Here is a 17,974-nt window from a genome sequence, read left to right as displayed (position 1 = left end):
GCGATTAAAGCTTTGATTCTTGCTTCATCAGCTTCAATTCCTGCTGCTTCAATAATACTTTTAACATTTTCTTCGTTAATATCTTTTTCTGCACTGTGCAAAATCATTGCCGCATATATATATTCCATGTTATCACCATTAATTTTTTAAAGTGTTTGTTTAAATTATAAAAATTTTAAATTAAATTTTAGAATAGCAACCCAAACCCAGCTGCTGCATCTTCATCTTCTTTTTCTTCTTCCTCTTCTTCAACAACTTCCTCTTCAGCTTCTTCTTCAACTGCTGGAGCAGCTGCTACAGCAACATTGGAAAGTTTTTCAGCTAATGCTTCGCTTAAAGCACCTTCAGTACCTGATACTTCTGATGCTAATGCTAACATTTTAGCTTGTGCTAAACCAATAATTGGTTCTGAAGTTTCTGAAGTCATTATAGCTGCTTCTACACCGACATTGATAGCTCTGGTGTATGCGAGTGTAATGATTGTGGAAGTAGTTTCTTTAGTAGGAATAGCTGCGTTTACAGATAAGTTGAATGCACTTCTGAATGCATTTTGTACGTCAGCTAAAGTTTGTTCTTCATCGATTGCAAGTACATCTGAAGTATAAATTGATCCTTCTTCGTATACTGCTTTTAAGTCAATTCCTACTTCCATCGGATTGATTTCCAATCTGGATAAGGTAGCTGCTACTTGTTTGGATACTTCTTCACCAGCTTTTACGACAACAGTTTCCTTTTGTACGCAAATTTTACCTTTATCGATTTTTGCAGGAATTCCAACTTGTTGTAATTCACCTAAGAATGGACCTGGTTCGAATCCGGTGTCCCCTTCAGGTACGACAATATCATCAGGAGCAATGGTTCCTGGTTTAGCAGGAGCGGATGTTTTGCTGTCTTCCAATATTTTGTACAATTTGAAAGGATTCATTTCGGTTGCAACGAGTGCAATTTGACCATCCATATGTTCAGATAAATCTACAATGTTAGTTTTTTCAGCATTGCAATCTTCAAGAGCTAAATTGATAAGATTGATTTTGGACATTCTGATAACAGCTTTACCTAAAAGAGATTTTCTCATTTCTTGGAGCTGTTTTGCAGGAATGTTTTCTAAATCGACGAGACCGATAACATCGTATTCATCGATGATAGCTTTTAGCTCTTTAACTTCTTCCTTTTTCCATTCAGCAACATGAGCCATTAGATCACCCTCACTACTGGTCCCATAGTTGTTTTTATAAACATGGACTTAATTTGACTTCTTCCTTTTTCTAAATTGCGGTCTAAGACTGTTAGAACAGTTTCCACATTTTCAGCTATATCCTCGTCTGACATGTCTTGGCTTCCAACAACAATTTGAATACTTGGTTGTTGTTTTACACCAACTTTGACAGTGCTTTGTAATCTTTCTAAAAGAGGATCGAGTTTGATACTTGCTGGCACTGGTTTTGGCATTTTTCCACGAGGACCTAAAACTGGACCGAGGAATCTACCAACGAGTGGCATCATATCAGCTTGAGCTACTAAGAAATCAACAGAGTTAGCCATTTTTTTGGCAGCTTTTCTGTCTTTTCCGAACTCTTCTAAATCTCCTTTATTAATCACAACGTCAAGACCAGCATCTTTAGCTTGAACAATGAGTTCCCCATCAGCAATGACTCCGATATTTACATCTTTGCCACGGCCGTTAGGAAGAGTAACTTCCTCATTAAACCTATTTTCTGGCTTTTTGACATCTAAGTCACGGATATTAATAATAATATCTACGGACTCAGTGAAGTTTCTCGGCTTAGATTGTTCTTTAGCCTCCTTCACCGCGTTAATTACATCTTGTGTCATATTTATCCCCCATGAACATTCTGTTCATTGGATTTTTTGGTTTCATGAGAATCGATTACAAGAAAAAAATTCTTAAACGATTGCATGAATTAAAAACAGTATATCAATTATAATCGCGATTATAACGTCATATACACTGTATTGTTAACTTAAATTTAAATTTTGTGATGAAATCTATGCATTTAAGATATCATCATATTCGCCAGCATCGACTGCTTTTTGTGCTTCTCTTGGGTCTTTTCCGTCAACGGATATTCCCATACTGACACAGGTTCCCATGATTTCTTTGACACCTGCTTTGTAATCGTTTGCAAGTAATGAATCGAATTTCATTCTTGCGATTTTTAAAGCGGTTTCAATAGGTAAATCGTTTACGATATCTAAACCTGGTTCATGAGAAGCTTTTTCGATGCCTAATTCTTCCATGATAAGTGAAGTAGTTGGAGGAGTACCAATTTCGATTTCGAATTCTTTAGTATCCCTGTCAACACTAACGATTACAGGTACTTTCATTCCTGCAAAGTCAGCGCTTTTTTTATTGATTTCTTCTACCACTTGCATCATGTTAATACCGAGAGGTCCTAATGCTGGGCCTAATGGAGGTCCAGGAGTAGCGCTTCCACCTTCGATAAGAACTTCGACTGTATCTTTAGCCATCAGTCAGCCTCCTTTTGAATTATTCTAATTTGATCAGCTTTAACAGTAACTGGAATAGGTACTGCTGCCTCTATTAACTCAAGGACGACTTCTTCACGTGATTCATCAATACGAACCACTTTCGCCCTTTCACCTTTGAATGGACCAGAAATAAGCTCAACAATACTTCCTTTCTGAATGGAGGAAATAATTGGCTCTGGTTTCAGGAATCTTTTTGCCTCATCAAAGGTAATGCCTACACTACCTTCAACAACCCCTCTTAAATGTTGTACTTTTAAGTCAGGGTTCCTAAGATCTATTTTTGTTGAAGATTCAACTAAAATATACCCTTTTAAAGATTCCGGTACAAGAATTGAGGAAATACCTACACCATCTATAGTTCTAGCTTTACGAGCTAAAAGTCTAGCTACATTCCTTTCTTGACCTGCAGAGGTCTTAAGAGCATATATGGAACTATTAGATTCTTCCATGAAAAATTCACCTGTTTTAATATTTGACTAAGTTATGAAGACCCACAAATGTGGTTCTTAGGTAATTCACCAATGAGTGAAAATTTACTAAGCTATCCCCCATCTTCAATAGGTTTAAAACAATCATCTATTCGATTAATTAAACTTAATAAAGTCTTAGTTTTTTTAATCCAAAAAGATAAATTCATACATTAAGTTAAAAGTTATTATAAAAGCCATAATTATTCAAGATGAAAATGATTCTTGAAAATTAGATTTCTATAATATAAATATCTATAAACTTAATAGTATATAAAAGTTTTCAAAAAAATAGATTTTGAAATGAAATTTTAAAATTACAAAAATTTTATTATAACCGGGATCAAAAAAAATAAAAAAATATTAATTGGCTTTAGATACCAACTAATGCACCTAACAGCACAATAACAAAACCAATTACTCCAACGATTAAAACACCAATGGAGACAACTTTAGCAAGTTCTTTGTATTCTTGGCCATCAGGTTTTCTTGATACTTTTAATACCCTTTTACTGTCTTTGATAAACTTATTAAAACTTTCTTGTACGTTCATTTAAATACCCAAAATAAAAAATTTAATAATTATAATAAAATAATAGTAATAAAATAATTTATATTTTAAACATTAATAAATCTTTGCATTTTTGAAAAAAAATAAAGAAATGAAATTAGAAGATTCCATCAATGAAATCATCTAATTGGTCAGTTGCAGCTTCAGTTTCTGAAACTTCCTCAACAAAATCATTGTTTGAGTCATCTTCAGTAGAATAATTGTTTTTAATGCCTGAAACAACCACAGTTGTCCTAACAGTATTTTGGAGACTTTCATCAATTTGAGTACCCCAAATGATGTTTGCTTCAGGATCCAATTTATCGGCAACAACCTGAACTATTTTTTCAGCTTCATGTAAGGTCAAGTCTGAACTACCAGATATGTTGACCAGTGCACCTGTAGCATTTGAAATATCAATGTCCAATAATGGGCTGCTTAATGCTTCATGTACTGATTCTAAAGCTCTGTCGCCAGAATCGGATTCTCCCATACCAATCATTGCCATTCCTGAACCGCTCATGATGCTTCTAATATCAGCAAAGTCTAAACTTACAAGACCTTTTTTGGTAATCAATTCTGTAATTCCTTTAACGGCTCTGCCTAAAATTTCATCTGAAACCATGAATGCTTTGTTTAAAGGTAAGTTTGGTGCAACTTCTAATAATTTATCATTTGGTATTACAATAACAGTATCAGCAGCTTCATGGAGTTTTTCCAGTCCTTGTTCGGCATTTTCTCTTCTACGGATTCCCTCAGCAGAAAATGGCATAGTGGCAACAGCAACAGTCAATGCACCTAATTTTTTAGCGATTTTTGCAATGATAGGTGCTGAACCGGTACCGGTTCCACCTCCAAGTCCGCAAGTGACAAATACCATATCAGCGCCTTCGAGTTGTTCTCTGATTTCATCTTCACTTTCTTCAGCGCATTCTTCACCGACATCAGGATCTCCACCTGCTCCTAATCCTTTAGAAGTTTGTCTACCTAGAAGAATCTTGTTACTTGATTGAGCATAAAATAAATCTTGAGCATCAGTATTGACAGCAATTGTAGTTGCTCCTTCAATACCCATTTCGTTTAATCTTGAAATAGTGTTGTTTCCTGCTCCTCCGGCACCAACAACGAAAATTTTAGTTTCTACACCTTTGATAATTTCGATTAAATCATTGTCTATATCCGAAGAGACGTTTGTAGGAGCTTTCTCTTCCATTCTTTGTTCTGATTCTTTGATTGCGTCATCTATAATTTTCACGAATTAACACCACTTACTCTGCTATTAAAATATTTGTATATATTTCTATTGTAACTAATATTTAAATGCAACTACTATTTAAACCAAACCCATTTAAGGTTAAAAAATCATGATGATTTAGTCTCTTGGCATCGCTATTATTTCATGAATCTGCATGTTGAACAGGTTTTTGGAATTGACAGGAGTTAAAATAACCGCAGTATCCACACCATGCGCCCTTCCGCCGATGGCCATAATTTCTTCACCGACAGGAATCAAACCTGCATCGGCAGCCATAAGGGAAATCTCAGCAGACACTTTTACACCATGGGAAAACATTCTCAATGTGTCGGCAACAACATCCAGAGGTGAAAATCCCCCATATTTATTGGTTACTCCCCTTGCAGCACCGCTGAATGCATGAAGTCCCTGATATGTTTTAACACCCACACTTTCCAGTTTTTCAATCATTTCCGGAGATATGTCTGATTCATTATCTCCGCTGAATCCGACATTATGGGAAACATTGACAATTGTAATTCCATCGTCATCAATTGCCTGTCTGAGTTTAAGCGCTGATTCGCCGGATGCAGATGCAATTAAAATATGTTTAATGTTGTCAACAGTATCCAGTTTATCCTTAACAGCCAAAATCAATTCATCAGTATAATCATCACCCTGTTTGTCAAAATATGTTATGAACTTTCTTGCCATTTTAACACGACCTTAATAGATAATTATTATAATCTCTATTATACTATATATTATACAATTAATTTTATTTAAGATTATTATGAGTGATGTAAAAGATATTAAACATGTTATAATTAGAGGACATATTGTCATCCCGATTGAAACCGGATATATCAAACCCAATGAAGACCTTAGTTCAATTATTGAACCTGCAAAAAGGCTTATGCAGGACGGAGACTATCTTGTGATAGCCGAAACCCCAGTGTCAGTTTCACAAAACAGACTGGTCGATGAAGCCGAATACACTCCATCACTTACCGCAAAATTCCTTACAACAGTATGGAGCAAATATCTGTGGGGATATGTTTTCGGTCCGATTCTCGGAATCAAAAAAAGAACTATCAGAAATTTGAGAAAACTTCCCGAACAAACCAAAGCCCACAAAGAAGTGGTTCTTCAGCTGTACGGCCTCAAACATGCACTCAAACCCGCTTCCGAAGCAGGAATCGATTTGAGTAATGCTCCAGGAACCTGCGTCTCACTTCTTCCGGAAAATCCCGAAAAGGTTGCAAAGGAGATTAAAGAACAAATCGGCAAAGAAGTGTGCGTCATGATAATTGATACCGATGCGACCTACATGAAAAACGGCAAATATTTCACCGGCCTTCCCATTGCAATCGAAGGAATCGATGCAGACAACGGATTTTTCGGATATGTGAAAGGTCAGCTAAGCGAAAACATGGGATCAACACCTCTAGGATGCAGCGAAAAAATGGATGTTGAAACCGCCCTGAAATTTGCAAACATAGCGGAAGATTATCAGAAATCCCTTTCAACGGAAATGAAGACAATTCACAGTGTAAAAGCTGTTCTGGGTACGGAAATGGATGAGGTAACTGTAGAAGCCCTTGACTCAATAACCCACACCCCTGCCGTGATAATAAGAAAACAATAATCTATTTATAAAATAAAAAACAAAACTCAACATAATATTTGAATTATTTTCATATACAAAGAAGGTTTTAGGGGAAATTAAATGATAAATGATCCATTAGTAAAGACATTATTAATAAACGTTGTTGAAGATGAAAGCAATCTACCAATTGTAGAAGCTTTAAACGATGGTTTAGATACAGATGAAGCAATTTCAGAGAAAACCGGGATTAAATTAAATATTGTTAGAAAATATTTATATAAACTTTATGATATGGGATTAGCCAGTTATAAAAGAAGTAAAGACCCTGAAACCCAATGGTTCACATATTCATGGAAATTTGAAGAAAACGAAGTGACCAACCGTATTAAAAAAGATTCAGAACAATATTTAAAAATGCTTAATGATGAACTTGAACGTGAAGAAAACAACATGTTTTTCATATGCCCACAAGGCCACGTAAGACTTGATTTTGATGCAGCCTCCGATTACGAATTCCTGTGCCCAGTATGTATGGAAGAGCTTGAATTCCAGGACAATAGCGAAAACATTAAGCAAATCAAAGAAGATTTGAAAATGGTTGAAAGCAATTTCAATTCCTTTAACAAAAAGAACAAATAGTCAGGATAAAATGGAGATAGAATTACTCAGAAAGGAAAATACTCCTGAAAATGTTATCGACCATTCAATAGCAGTTTGTAGAAAAGCTATGAAAATAGCTTCTAATTTTGATAATGCAGATAAAGATTTAATCCAGACAGGTGCTCTTCTGCACGATATAGGCAGGTCCAGAACTCACGGCATAACCCATGCAATAGAGGGGGTTGAAATAGCCAGAAAATATGGATGCTCCCAGGACGTGCTGAACATCATTGAAAGACATATAGGAGCCGGAATTACTCCAGATGAGGCAGAAGCACTTGGACTTCCCAAAAAATCATATGTTCCGCAAACCCTGGAAGAAAAGATTGTTGCGCATGCAGATAATCTGATAAGCGGCAGTGATGAAGTTGATATTGATTTTGTAATTGAAAAATGGAAACGAAGGATTGAAAACCCTGACGACAACATCAAACGATTGATTGAATTTAATGATGAACTAATTAAACCTTTTGAGGAATAACATGAAAGTAATATGCTCAAGTGAAGAATCCCTGTACCGCCCCGAAGCTGTCAGATGGAGACAAAGAATGGAAATGATGGAACCTCTTGGAGATACCGTCGTGCTGCTTCCCTGCAGTATGAAAAAGCCATATTCCAATTCCAAATCACATCAGAAATTCAGAAAGCTAACAAGATCATTTCAGGAACTGATTGTGACTTCACCATTCGGAATCTGTCCAAGGGAACTTGAAAACACATTTCCAATTCAGTCCTATGACGTGAGCACCACCGGCAAATGGTCAGAAGATGAAATTGAAGAAAGCGGAAAACTGATTGAAAAATATACCAAAGGAAAGGAAATTGTAGCCAATCTTGCGGGAGGATATCTGCAATCATGTGAAGCATATATAGATGATTTCGTAAATGTATGCGTTGACGAACGACCAACTTCACCGGAATCCCTTTACAATTTAAGGATGGAACTTAAAAACCATCAAAAAATATCAAGAAGGGATAAAGTGATGCATGAGCTGAAATCCATTGCCAAGTACCAGTTCGGGAGTGAAGGAGACAAATTCATTCCTGAAAATGTCAAAACCAAAGGAATGTATCACAAAAGAATCCTGTCCAACGGAAAACAGCTGGCATTATTAAACAAAGATTACGGCCTTTACAGACTGAACCTTCCTGGAGGAGAAGTCCTGAAAAATTTGGGAATCAACATAGTAAATATAGATTTCAATCTTGAAACCAATACAGTGTTTGCACCTGGAATTCAAAAGGCGGACCACAACATCATACCGAACGATGAAGTGGTTGTCGTTAATGGGGATGAGGTTGTCGGCGTTGGAAAAGCTGTGATGACCGGCCGTGAAATGGAAGAGTGCGACAATGGAATTGGCGTGAAAATTAAACATCGTGTAAAATAATTACAAAATATAACAAACATTATAAATATAAGAAACTGTAATACTAAATAATACAAAAAAATTAGGAGATACTAAAATGTCAGAAGAATTAGTTAATGATATTAAAGATGCTGTTTCTGTAATAAACGACCCCCACATGGGAATAAGCATTGTAGAAATGGGCATTGTACAAAACATTACCGTAGACGGTGACCAAGCAGAAATTACCCTCAAACCAACCAATCCAGGATGCATGAGTATCACCCGTATCGCAGCTGATGCAAAAGTAAGAGCAGAAGCAGTTGAAGGTGTCGAAAAAGCAAAAATCATCGTTGAAGGACACGCTATGTCTGATGCGATTAATGAAATGATTAATAGATAAATTTTAAATTTTTTAGTTAATTACCTAAAAAACCGAAAGGGTTATATATAGTAATTAATATAAGTATAAGTGTTGACAGATAACTGTCACACTAAATTTATAGGCTAGTGGCACAGCTTGGTTAGCGCGCTCGGCTGATAACCGGGAGGTCATGGGTTCGAATCCCATCTAGCCTACTACAAACTATTTTTAAAGATTTTTTCACTTTACATGACAATTTTATCTAAAAATTAGCAATTTTCAAAATATATACTTTCTTTTACATGATAATTTTTATATAGTCATTCGAACATAATATAACTTAATTGTACAAAAAGTTGGAATGATGATTAAAATGTGGGAACGTATTAATGAAAAATTCAAAAAATATCCTGCACGCATAAGGGTTGCAGAAAAGATGATTGAGCTTGGACTTTCAATCAACGAAAATGGCAAAATCTACTGCGGAAATTTGAAAATCAGTGATAAGGCACTGGCAACAGCAGCTGAAGTTGACAGAAGAGCAATAAAATCTACAATTGAAGTGATAAAAGAAGATCCGGAATTAAATAACCTGTTTTCAAACATTATCCCTGCAGGAACACTACTCAAAAACATTGCGAAAAATCTGGAATTGGGAGTAATTGAAATAGAAGTCGGGTCTGAAAGCGAAGGAATACTGGCTGCAACAACAAACTTAATATCAAAAAAAGGAATTGGTATTAGACAAGCCTATGCCGAAGACACAGAACTTCAAAAAACACCACTATTAACAATAATTACAGAAAAACCCGTGCAAGGGGATTTAATAAATGAATTTTTAAAAATAAAAGGAGTTACAAGAGTATCAATTTACTGATTCTCATAAAATTCCTTTCTTGCTTTTTCCATTTCACGATCTTCTTCTTCAAGAATATCTAAAAGTTCTTCCCAAGCTTCTAAAGATTCTTTAGCAGCTTCTTCAGTTAACTTTTCAATTGCATAACCAGCATGAATGAGAACATAATCTCCTATTTCTACATCCGGTAATAAATCTAATTTTGCTTGTTGTCTTGCTCCTCCGAAGTCAGCGGATAACCAGCCGTCTTCTTTGTTAATTTCAACAACTTGAGCAGGTGCTGCAATACACATAATTCCATCTCCAAAATTTTAATATATATTATTTACTAAATGATATTATATAAAATTATCTAACAGGTGTTTTAATGAGAAATATTGTTATTGGTTCAGGCCCTGCAGGGAGATTAGGGTCTTTGGAACTTGGTAAATTAGGAGAAGAGGTTACTTTAATTGAAAAAAAACATATAGCCGGAACTTGCCTTAATGAAGGATGTATGGTTGTTTGCGCACTTACTGACATTACAAAATTCATTGATGCAAACAGCAGATTCAACAATTACGGATTTATCAAAAGCCAGCTTGAAATTTCATATGAAAAGATCGTTGCAAAAATCACAGAAACCCAGGAAAAGCTCAGGCATTTAAACCAGCTTGAAAATGAAAGCTTTGGAAACAATATAATCTATGGAGAAGCAAGCATTGAAGATAATGGCGTCACTGTAAATGGAGAAAGCTTCGAATACGATAATCTACTAATAGCTACAGGAGCAAGGCCGTTTATACCTAACGTGAAAGGAAGCGAATACGGTTTAACCAACAAGGACATTTTGAAACTTGATGATGTCCCTGAAAAATTAAACATTATCGGTGGAGGAATCATTGCAACTGAAATTGCCAACATCTACTCAACATTAGGCAGTCAAGTCAATATCCTTGCAAGAAGCACAATCCTAAAGGAACTCGGCGAAACCACCAAAAAATACGTTCTTGAAAACATCATTCCTGACGTGAACATCCACGAAAACACAAATGTCTCTGAAGTCTTCAAAGACAAGGTCCTGACTGATGACGGTGAAGAGCTTGAAGGAACTGCATTTTTCGCAACAGGAAGAGTTCCAAACAGCGAAATTGCTGAAGGGCTTGTTGAGCTGAATGACGACAGAACCATAAAAGTCAATGAAATGATGAAAACAAATGTTGAGAATATATATGCCGCAGGTGACGTTACCGGAGGATATCAGCTGACACCAGTAGCCAGAATGGAGGGCATCACAGCTGCAAGGAACATGGCAGGGTATGCAAATAAAGTAAGCTACAGTTGCATTCCTCAAACATTGAGTCTGAACACTGAAGTGAGTTTTGTAGAAAATGAAAAATCCGAATGCAATGAGGATGACAAAGCCACCATAGGAATACCTGGAATTGCAGGCCCATCCGCATTTTGGAAAATACTCTCTGGCGATACAGGATACACCGAAGTTGAATTCGACAAGAAAAACAATAAGATAAATAGAATCAATTCAATATCCCCATCATCAACAAGTGATGTTGCATATCTGTCTTATCTGATGAGAATGGATTATGATTTGGACGATTATGGTGATTTTCTGGAAATTCACCCGTCTACCGATTCAAACTATAAAATTATAAAAAACATGTGGTTGTAACACCACTATTTAACTTTTTTTAGCATTTTATCCACTAAAACATCACTGGCCTCAAGGCACAGTTTAGCGTAAACGACAGCATTGTCCTTTAGGGAATCCATATGATCAAATGCATATTGGACATTTTTAACCACATCATCAACAGCAGATTCTACAATGGCTCCCTTAAATACTCCTGCCATATTCTGGTATCTTCCCCATTTCACATGAGTCAGCGCCACAATTGGAGTTTCACAGCACAACGCCTCCTGAAGGGAAACACCATCATCTGTTAAGACGGCCAAATCCGCATATTTAAACAGATGGTTAATCCAGTCAACGTAACCCACATAGATAATGTTTCTTTTTTCAATTTCATCGAGATATTCATCTTGCAGCGGAAGGCCAACCAGAACAAGATTATACTCATCTGAATAATCCGCCATATGGCAAACGCCATCAATCATACCCTTAAAAATAGATGAACCTGATGAAAATACAATTGTCTTTTTGGATTCATCGAAGTTAGGATATTCCTTTAATTTTGAAAGCCCAATGTCCGCATCACCACGACCTGCATCATCAGTTAACGGATAAAATGACTTGTCAGTATTTTTTGGAAGAGTATCCCATTTGAACTTGTCCAAATCAGGTAAAATAAAGCATTCATTGAATTTAGGACACACCTTGGAATCCAGAGGAGTGGAAATTAACGAAAAAGCGGGTTTTCTGGAAAGTTTTGCACCAAGTGAACCTACAATAGCTCCACCACCCAAAACACCAATGACAAAATCAAATTTGCCTTTTCTAATCAGACTTCTTGCTTTAAAGGTTGCAGTAATTAATCTTAATGCTCCTTTGGCGGCAGACAATTTTGTTGCTGCATGCCCTCCGGCCTGAGGAATGGAAATTTTATGCCATGAATATCCATGTTTTTTAAACAGTAACCCCGGAGCGGATTCATCAAGAGCGATTTCACACTCTACATCTCTTTTTTCCAACGCCTTTATAACATTAAGGGCAATGGAAGCGTCTCCACCTAAACCCCTTCCGGTTACAATCAGTAATGCCTTCATCAATTATTCTCCTAATCTTAATTTTGATTTTGATGGACTGTAACTTTTAGGATGATATGCATGAGGATTGTACAATAACCTTCTAAAGCCCAGACTTATCAGTAAAGGATTAGTAACCTCGTATTGCTTGTTCTTAAAAATCCATTTTCTAAACAAATCCCCTAAGCCCCCACCGGTTAGGACATCCATGAAATAGTCTCCAAATGTAGGATCCAGTAATCTTAACTTTTGTCTGAAGAATACTTTTAAATTGTTTCTTCTAACGAATGCAATCAAAGCTGTTGTGACGATAAACAATAAAATTAAACTCCACAATCCACCAATTAAATAAAATGAAACACCCAATGCGATAGCAAATACATGGTTTCCGACTTCACCAAGCATGATTTTTCCTGAAAAGTCCAGCGGACTATATCCGATACATACAATGAAAAGCAAAAGAGGAGTGTAGAATGCAGGAAGCTCAGCAACATCAGGAGATGCGAACAATACCATCATCACCATGGATATTACACACATTATCAAAGTTACAATACATGTGGAACCAGGTTGCATGTCGGAAATGTTCAACGGCTGGACCATAAGCGCTATGAATATTGCAGAAACACCCAGACCCATGGAAAAACCGAAAGCCATTACAAGGATCATTCCAATACCTCTTGAAAGCTGACCCCATTCTATACCGAACGGAGATTTTTTCCTTCCCATAATATCATCAATTAATGCAAAGACACCGATAATCAATATTAGGCTGTTGTATCCCGGTAAAAAATACAATGCCAACAGAATGAAAGGAACAATACCTACTGCTCTTGGAATTCCTCCACGAACATTAGGGAATAAATTTCCCATGTATCCACGTTTTCCAAGGAACCTGAAAATAATATTGACTATTGCGGTTCCTACAGCGGATAAAATAAATACAAATATCATGGCAATAATTATCGATGTATACATATGAATCACAAATTTTTCTATAACATTATAACTTATAACTATTAAAATATATAAAATTAAGTTATTTGATATCTTAAAATTGCGGCCATGCCGCCCAGGCTTTCCAATTGCTTGCCACCTTCATGCTCGCTGCTGATAACCATGACTTCTCCTTTCATGTTTTCAACCATGTCCATCAAATCGCCCATGCTTTCTGTAGCAACCATTTTATCAAGGATTAAAAGTTCCCCAACAGCACCCAAATTTATAGCATTTTTAACTTCCTTTAAACCATAAGCTATCTTTGATGAATTTTTGCCGATCTGTTCAAGCAGCCTGTTGACGGCACCCATTTCAATGGCTACCCTGTTTTCGGCTGTCAATTTTTCAACCGTGCCCTTTTTAAGGACTTCACTAATGCCAACACGGCCTCCGGATCCTGTAGGTTCTATAATGGATATCTTTGCCAAATCCTTATGTTTTTCTTTTAAATAATCATAAAAATCGTTTTTGACAAAACCAGGACCTGCAATGACAATATTTTGAATTGAATCGAATTTGACAATGGATTCTATTACCTTTTCGTAAAATTGAATAATGTTTTTTTGCCTGTTTTTATCTACAATCCTTTTGCCTGAAACACTGCCTTTTATCGGGCCGTAATATTCAATGCCGAATTGCCTCATCAAACCCAGTGTAGCAGTGTCATCTTCCAAAACTACAATTATGGCTGAGAGTTTTTTGGAAGCATCTATTGCCTGATTTACCCTTTTGATTGCCCATTTTGGCCATCTTTCTTTTTTTATGGTGATTGGAGTGTTAAGCTTAACCTCGAGAGTGTGGTGTGATCCAAGTGGAATTAAATCTTCAGGACCTCTGGTAATTACTCCTGTCAACCGCAGTTTTCCAGTGAATAATTGAAAACTAATGTTTTCAATATCAAGGCCCAAATAAAATGTTTTCTTGACTCCCCTGTCACTTCGAAGTTTATCTCCAGTATTATCCTGAATACGGCGGGTTGTTTTTGAAGAGGCATTGTCTCCAACTTCCACAATATGGGACAAATGCCATAAATCATCCAATGTTTCAGGGACAACCTCTACAATTCCCTCTTTTTCATCTTCATTTATAATTCTCATCAGTAAATTATTATTATAAAATACTATTAAAAATTTTTGAAAAAATGGAAAAAAACAATTAAGAATTTTGATAATTTAAAGTATTGTAGTAATATCCCTTTTGGGCAATGAGCTCATCATGAGTTCCCTGCTCGATAATGCTGCCGTTTCCAAGCACAATAATCTTATCGGCATTCCTGATTGTTGATAATCTGTGGGCAATGATGAAACTGGTTGTGTTTTTCATCAGCCTGCTTGCTGCCTTTTGAATCAGTTTTTCAGTTCTTGTATCAACACTTGATGTAGCCTCATCCAGAATTAGAATTCCCTTACCGGAAATAATTGTTCTGGCTATTGTCAAAAGCTGCTTTTGACCGTAAGATATATTGTCACTGTCCTCATTCAGTTTTGTTTTATATCCGTCCGGAAGCTGTCTTATAAAACTGTCAGTGCTTGCATTTTCTGAAGCAAACAATACCTCATCTTCTGTTGCATCCAACTTACCATATTTAATATTGTTTTCGATTGTGTCGGAAAACAGCCAAGAATCCTGCAGAACCATTCCCATCATTGAGCGCAGGGAATGCTTGTCATATTCATTTATGTTTACCCCATCGATTTTGATTTCTCCAGAATCAAGATCATAAAGTCTCATGAGCAGTTTGATGAGTGTGGTTTTGCCCGCTCCGGTTTCGCCCACAATAGCTATGTTTTCGCCTTTCTTAACTGTTAAAGACAGATCATCAATGATTTTTTCTCCTTCAACATAGCTGAAGCTGATATTTTCGAATGTGATTTCATCCCTAAATTCAGTGATTTCTTTCTCACCAGGATTTGACTCATCTTCCAGCTCTAAAAATTCGAATATCCTGTCACAGGAAGCTAAAGACATCTGAACCATAGGCATTATGTTGGTAACTTCGGTTATAGGACTTATGAATTCCCCGGCATATTGGAAAAATGTCAATATTCTACCCACAGGCATCGCACCCTGAAGGACAAAGATTGAACCGAGAACTGCAATAATGATTTCCATTGCATTTGAAATAAGGCTCATCGCAGGATTGTTGAGACTTGCAAAGAACTGCGCTTTCCATTCATAATCATACCACTTGCTGTTGTTGTTCTTGAAATGTTCAATGGAAGAGTTCTCATAATTGAATGTGCGTATGATATCATGGCTTGTTACAACCTCTTCAATTTGAGAGTTAACAGCACCCTTGATGGCCAGTTCGTTTGTGAAATACTTTTGTGAAAAGTTGGAAAGTACCCTGATTAGCAGAAATGTTATAGGCACGAGAACAAGGATTGCAAGAGTCATCCAGATGTTGACCGCAAGCATTACAATCAATACACCAATTATTACGATTCCTGACTGGAACATCTCCAAAAATGCACCTATCATACCGCTTTCCAATGTGTCCACATCATTTGTGATTCTTGAGAGGATATCCCCCTTCTTGTTTGAGTCAATATCCTCCATCGGCAGATGAGTGACCTTGTTAATCAGCCTTTCCTTTAATGTGAAGCAGATATTTACTACAATATCAGACAGCAGATATTCACCAAGATATCCGAATAGAGAAGTTAAAACATAAAGGACTATAAGAATAATCAATATATTAAATAAAGAAGCGAAATCAAGAGTTCCAGTATGCTGAATTGCTCTAGCAGACCCTTCAAAGAGAATTGTGATTGCATCCCCAATCAGCAATGGAGAAAATATGTTGAATAAAGTGGATAAAAATATGAACACTAATGAAAGGGTAATCTTAAGTTTATAACCGCTCAACAGAGTTAAAACATTTCGCATGGCTTTTTTACGGTCAATCTGTTTTTCTTCCATTATATTCCCCCCAATGTGTCCTTTTGACTGTCGACAATGTCACGGTATATTTCACATGATCCGAGCAGGCTGTCATGACTTCCCCTGTCAACGATTTCGCCGTCCTCAACCACGATTATCTCATCGGCATCCCTGATTGTAGAAATTCTTTGAGACACAATTAGAACAGAGGAGTTGAGTTTTTTCAAATTGTCCTTAACTATCTTTTCAGTGTTCATATCCAATGCGGAAAAACAGTCATCAAAAAGATAGAATTCACTTGGATTCAAAAGAGCCCTTGCAATTGAGAGACGTTGCTTTTGGCCTCCTGAAAAGTTAGCCCCACCCTGGACGACCTCCTCATCCAGACCATCTATAAAATTGACATGGGCATTTTTCAGTGCAGTTTCAATTTCCTGATCGCTTGCATCCTGTTTACCAACAAGCATGTTTGACCTAACAGTTCCGCTCAACAGAAGAGACTGCTGCGGTGCAAAACTGATTTTATCCCTCAGGGAACTTAAAGTAAAATTCTTAATATTCACGCCATTAATCAGTATTTCACCGGAGGTAGGATCCTGCAGACGAGGAATCATGCTTAAAATTGTGGATTTGCCGCTTCCGGTTCCTCCGATAATTGCAGTGGTCTTTCCAGGCTCCAGTTTCATATTAATTCCTTTTAGAGTTTCCTTTTCGCTTCCAGGATACTGGTATGAAACGTTTTTAAATTCAATTGTTGCATTGTCTTCGATGTTGTCCAGCTCACCGTCCGTAATGGCCAGTTCGGTGTCAAGTATCTCGTTGACACGTCTTGCCGAAATTATAATTCTTGGAAGAGTTATCATGAAGTTTCCAATCACAAGAAATGCTGATATGACCTGTGAGGAATACTGGACGAATGAAACAACCTCACCTGTGAGAATGTCTCCAACCGCAATCTGGAATGAACCGAAATAGATTATCTCAATAACCATAATATTCAATATTAAAATCAGCAACGGGCTGAAAAGCATCAGATACTTATAAAGATACAAATTCAAGTCCAGAAGCCTTTTGTTAACATCACCGAATTTCTCCTCTTCATAATCCTGTCTTACAAATGCCTTGATAACAGGTATTCCCATAAGGATTTCCCTTGACCTTTGGTTCATCTCATCAGTTATTTTCTGAAAAGCGTCAAGATATGGAACAACCTTTTTTACAAACAGCACCAGAGTGAGTAAAATCAAAATAAAAATCACAAAAATAATCCATGACAAGTCATAATCCACTTGAAAAACTTTAATAACACTTCCGAAACCTAAAATCGGAGCGAATATTATTGTAGTTAATGTCATTTCTGTAATTGTCTGTATTTGAGTTATATCATTGGTTGAACGGGTAATCAGGGAAGACTTTGAAATATGATTCAGTTCATGGTTTGAAAACTTCAGGATTTTGGCGTAAACAATATTCCTTAAATCCTTTGCATAACCTGATGAAACCCTGCTTGACAAAAATGACACAATTACAGAAGACAATGCTGCAATCAAGACCATCATCATCATTTTTGTACCAATATCAAGGATGCAGGGAATATCGGAGTTTTTAATACCTACATCTATGATTTCTGCGGTATACTGAGGCAATGTTAAGCTGCAGTATGCGCTTATTACCAAAAATATTCCGATAACAATCATGCTTGGAATCTTGTTTTTAAGGGGTTTGAAAATCCGCATCATTAATTTATAATATATAAAAAGAATATATAAAAAACTTTATTAAACCTAAT

The 17,974-nt window shown here is 36.5% G+C and carries 20 protein-coding genes, 1 tRNA gene and 1 pseudogene; 8 read left to right on the top strand and 14 right to left on the bottom strand.

The annotated features are described in order from the left end of the window. The 8 genes and pseudogenes from rpl12p to ACKI2P_RS00655 all read right to left on the bottom strand — a co-directional run. Positions 1 to 128, bottom strand: a pseudogene (gene rpl12p / locus ACKI2P_RS00690) (50S ribosomal protein P1); the annotation flags it as partial. A 59-nt stretch (positions 129 to 187) separates the two neighbouring features. Continuing rightward, positions 188 to 1,195 carry a 50S ribosomal protein L10 gene (locus ACKI2P_RS00685; RefSeq protein ID WP_407374261.1) on the bottom strand — a complete coding sequence of 336 codons (1,008 nt, stop codon included), beginning with the start codon at positions 1,193 to 1,195 and terminating at the stop codon, positions 188 to 190. Further along, entirely contained in the window at positions 1,195 to 1,833 is a 639-nt protein-coding gene (locus ACKI2P_RS00680) for a 50S ribosomal protein L1 (protein ID WP_407374259.1), read from the bottom strand. The genes ACKI2P_RS00685 and ACKI2P_RS00680 overlap by 1 nt, the downstream gene beginning before the upstream one ends. A gap of 174 nt (positions 1,834 to 2,007) precedes the next feature. Then, on the bottom strand, positions 2,008 to 2,490 hold the full coding sequence (locus tag ACKI2P_RS00675; RefSeq protein WP_407374258.1) for a 50S ribosomal protein L11: 483 nt from the start codon (positions 2,488 to 2,490) through the stop codon (positions 2,008 to 2,010). Continuing rightward, positions 2,490 to 2,960 carry a transcription elongation factor Spt5 gene (locus ACKI2P_RS00670; RefSeq protein ID WP_292794642.1) on the bottom strand — a complete coding sequence of 157 codons (471 nt, stop codon included), beginning with the start codon at positions 2,958 to 2,960 and terminating at the stop codon, positions 2,490 to 2,492. The genes ACKI2P_RS00675 and ACKI2P_RS00670 overlap by 1 nt, the downstream gene beginning before the upstream one ends. A gap of 391 nt (positions 2,961 to 3,351) precedes the next feature. Continuing rightward, entirely contained in the window at positions 3,352 to 3,531 is a 180-nt protein-coding gene (locus ACKI2P_RS00665; RefSeq protein WP_407374255.1) for a protein translocase SEC61 complex subunit gamma, read from the bottom strand. Positions 3,532 to 3,646: 115 nt separating this feature from the next. Next, on the bottom strand, positions 3,647 to 4,783 hold the full coding sequence (gene ftsZ / locus ACKI2P_RS00660; protein WP_407374253.1) for a cell division protein FtsZ: 1,137 nt from the start codon (positions 4,781 to 4,783) through the stop codon (positions 3,647 to 3,649). Between the two features lie 117 nt (positions 4,784 to 4,900). Continuing rightward, complete coding sequence (locus ACKI2P_RS00655; protein WP_407374251.1) at positions 4,901 to 5,476, bottom strand: pyruvate kinase alpha/beta domain-containing protein; 576 nt, start codon at positions 5,474 to 5,476, stop codon at positions 4,901 to 4,903. Between the two features lie 79 nt (positions 5,477 to 5,555). Here ACKI2P_RS00655 and ACKI2P_RS00650 point away from each other — a divergent pair, with 79 nt between their 5' ends. The 7 genes from ACKI2P_RS00650 to ACKI2P_RS00620 all read left to right on the top strand — a co-directional run bounded on the left by ACKI2P_RS00650 (position 5,556) and on the right by ACKI2P_RS00620 (position 9,621). Next, positions 5,556 to 6,410, top strand: coding sequence for a coenzyme F420-0:L-glutamate ligase (locus ACKI2P_RS00650; protein WP_407374249.1), 855 nt, complete (start codon positions 5,556 to 5,558; stop codon positions 6,408 to 6,410). Between the two features lie 81 nt (positions 6,411 to 6,491). Then, positions 6,492 to 7,010, top strand: coding sequence for a transcription factor E (gene tfe, locus ACKI2P_RS00645; protein WP_407374247.1), 519 nt, complete (start codon positions 6,492 to 6,494; stop codon positions 7,008 to 7,010). A gap of 10 nt (positions 7,011 to 7,020) precedes the next feature. Continuing rightward, entirely contained in the window at positions 7,021 to 7,512 is a 492-nt protein-coding gene (locus tag ACKI2P_RS00640) for a TIGR00295 family protein (RefSeq protein WP_407374268.1), read from the top strand. Between the two features lies 1 nt (position 7,513). Further along, positions 7,514 to 8,422, top strand: a complete 909-nt coding sequence (locus ACKI2P_RS00635) for a DUF5591 domain-containing protein (RefSeq protein WP_407374245.1) — start codon at positions 7,514 to 7,516, stop codon at positions 8,420 to 8,422. Between the two features lie 76 nt (positions 8,423 to 8,498). Continuing rightward, complete coding sequence (locus tag ACKI2P_RS00630) at positions 8,499 to 8,783, top strand: iron-sulfur cluster assembly protein (protein WP_407374244.1); 285 nt, start codon at positions 8,499 to 8,501, stop codon at positions 8,781 to 8,783. Between the two features lie 101 nt (positions 8,784 to 8,884). Then, positions 8,885 to 8,959 (top strand) — tRNA-Ile (locus ACKI2P_RS00625). A gap of 146 nt (positions 8,960 to 9,105) precedes the next feature. Further along, positions 9,106 to 9,621, top strand: a complete 516-nt coding sequence (locus ACKI2P_RS00620; protein ID WP_407374242.1) for an amino acid-binding protein — start codon at positions 9,106 to 9,108, stop codon at positions 9,619 to 9,621. Here the strand turns inward: ACKI2P_RS00620 and ACKI2P_RS00615 are convergent. Further along, positions 9,615 to 9,893 (bottom strand): HypC/HybG/HupF family hydrogenase formation chaperone, encoded by a 279-nt coding sequence (locus ACKI2P_RS00615; protein ID WP_407374241.1) that lies wholly within the window; start codon positions 9,891 to 9,893, stop codon positions 9,615 to 9,617. The genes ACKI2P_RS00620 and ACKI2P_RS00615 overlap by 7 nt on opposite strands. 74 nt (positions 9,894 to 9,967) lie before the next feature. On the opposite strand from ACKI2P_RS00615, the gene ACKI2P_RS00610 reads away from it, so the two are divergent. Then, positions 9,968 to 11,269 (top strand): FAD-dependent oxidoreductase, encoded by a 1,302-nt coding sequence (locus ACKI2P_RS00610; RefSeq protein WP_407374239.1) that lies wholly within the window; start codon positions 9,968 to 9,970, stop codon positions 11,267 to 11,269. 5 nt (positions 11,270 to 11,274) lie between these two features. Here ACKI2P_RS00610 and ACKI2P_RS00605 read toward each other — a convergent pair whose 3' ends face one another. The 5 genes from ACKI2P_RS00605 to ACKI2P_RS00585 are packed head-to-tail and all read right to left on the bottom strand — an operon-like array spanning position 11,275 to position 17,924. Continuing rightward, the gene (locus ACKI2P_RS00605) at positions 11,275 to 12,324 is read right to left on the bottom strand and encodes a glycosyltransferase (protein WP_407374237.1); all 1,050 of its coding nucleotides are present in this window, start codon (positions 12,322 to 12,324) and stop codon (positions 11,275 to 11,277) included. A gap of 3 nt (positions 12,325 to 12,327) precedes the next feature. Next, the gene (locus tag ACKI2P_RS00600; RefSeq protein WP_407374235.1) at positions 12,328 to 13,281 is read right to left on the bottom strand and encodes a cell wall biosynthesis protein; all 954 of its coding nucleotides are present in this window, start codon (positions 13,279 to 13,281) and stop codon (positions 12,328 to 12,330) included. A 56-nt stretch (positions 13,282 to 13,337) separates the two neighbouring features. Beyond that, on the bottom strand, positions 13,338 to 14,399 hold the full coding sequence (locus ACKI2P_RS00595; RefSeq protein ID WP_407374233.1) for an mRNA surveillance protein pelota: 1,062 nt from the start codon (positions 14,397 to 14,399) through the stop codon (positions 13,338 to 13,340). A 58-nt stretch (positions 14,400 to 14,457) separates the two neighbouring features. Next, positions 14,458 to 16,224 carry an ABC transporter ATP-binding protein gene (locus ACKI2P_RS00590; protein ID WP_407374231.1) on the bottom strand — a complete coding sequence of 589 codons (1,767 nt, stop codon included), beginning with the start codon at positions 16,222 to 16,224 and terminating at the stop codon, positions 14,458 to 14,460. Further along, on the bottom strand, positions 16,224 to 17,924 hold the full coding sequence (locus tag ACKI2P_RS00585) for an ABC transporter ATP-binding protein (RefSeq protein ID WP_407374229.1): 1,701 nt from the start codon (positions 17,922 to 17,924) through the stop codon (positions 16,224 to 16,226). Before ACKI2P_RS00585 ends, ACKI2P_RS00590 begins: the two co-directional genes overlap by 1 nt. Positions 17,925 to 17,974: the final 50 nt, after the last annotated feature.

The organism is Methanobrevibacter sp. (genome assembly GCF_045541095.1).
Classification (GTDB): Archaea; Methanobacteriota; Methanobacteria; order Methanobacteriales; family Methanobacteriaceae; genus Methanocatella.
This window is presented reverse-complemented; position numbering and strand designations above follow the sequence as displayed.

Coding starts and splice junctions, on each gene's coding strand:
- ACKI2P_RS00675 (WP_407374258.1), bottom strand. CDS start 2,490: ATGGCTAAAGATACAGTCGAAGTTCTTATCGAAGGTGGAAGCGCTACT.
- tfe (WP_407374247.1), top strand. CDS start 6,492: ATGATAAATGATCCATTAGTAAAGACATTATTAATAAACGTTGTTGAA.
- ACKI2P_RS00650 (WP_407374249.1), top strand. CDS start 5,556: ATGAGTGATGTAAAAGATATTAAACATGTTATAATTAGAGGACATATT.
- ACKI2P_RS00680 (WP_407374259.1), bottom strand. CDS start 1,833: ATGACACAAGATGTAATTAACGCGGTGAAGGAGGCTAAAGAACAATCT.
- ACKI2P_RS00655 (WP_407374251.1), bottom strand. CDS start 5,476: ATGGCAAGAAAGTTCATAACATATTTTGACAAACAGGGTGATGATTAT.
- ACKI2P_RS00665 (WP_407374255.1), bottom strand. CDS start 3,531: ATGAACGTACAAGAAAGTTTTAATAAGTTTATCAAAGACAGTAAAAGG.
- ACKI2P_RS00630 (WP_407374244.1), top strand. CDS start 8,499: ATGTCAGAAGAATTAGTTAATGATATTAAAGATGCTGTTTCTGTAATA.
- ACKI2P_RS00615 (WP_407374241.1), bottom strand. CDS start 9,893: ATGTGTATTGCAGCACCTGCTCAAGTTGTTGAAATTAACAAAGAAGAC.
- ACKI2P_RS00595 (WP_407374233.1), bottom strand. CDS start 14,399: ATGAGAATTATAAATGAAGATGAAAAAGAGGGAATTGTAGAGGTTGTC.
- ACKI2P_RS00620 (WP_407374242.1), top strand. CDS start 9,106: ATGATGATTAAAATGTGGGAACGTATTAATGAAAAATTCAAAAAATAT.
- ACKI2P_RS00670 (WP_292794642.1), bottom strand. CDS start 2,960: ATGGAAGAATCTAATAGTTCCATATATGCTCTTAAGACCTCTGCAGGT.
- ACKI2P_RS00590 (WP_407374231.1), bottom strand. CDS start 16,224: ATGGAAGAAAAACAGATTGACCGTAAAAAAGCCATGCGAAATGTTTTA.
- ACKI2P_RS00610 (WP_407374239.1), top strand. CDS start 9,968: ATGAGAAATATTGTTATTGGTTCAGGCCCTGCAGGGAGATTAGGGTCT.
- ACKI2P_RS00600 (WP_407374235.1), bottom strand. CDS start 13,281: ATGTATACATCGATAATTATTGCCATGATATTTGTATTTATTTTATCC.
- ACKI2P_RS00585 (WP_407374229.1), bottom strand. CDS start 17,924: ATGATGCGGATTTTCAAACCCCTTAAAAACAAGATTCCAAGCATGATT.
- ACKI2P_RS00635 (WP_407374245.1), top strand. CDS start 7,514: ATGAAAGTAATATGCTCAAGTGAAGAATCCCTGTACCGCCCCGAAGCT.
- ACKI2P_RS00640 (WP_407374268.1), top strand. CDS start 7,021: ATGGAGATAGAATTACTCAGAAAGGAAAATACTCCTGAAAATGTTATC.
- ACKI2P_RS00685 (WP_407374261.1), bottom strand. CDS start 1,195: ATGGCTCATGTTGCTGAATGGAAAAAGGAAGAAGTTAAAGAGCTAAAA.
- ACKI2P_RS00605 (WP_407374237.1), bottom strand. CDS start 12,324: ATGAAGGCATTACTGATTGTAACCGGAAGGGGTTTAGGTGGAGACGCT.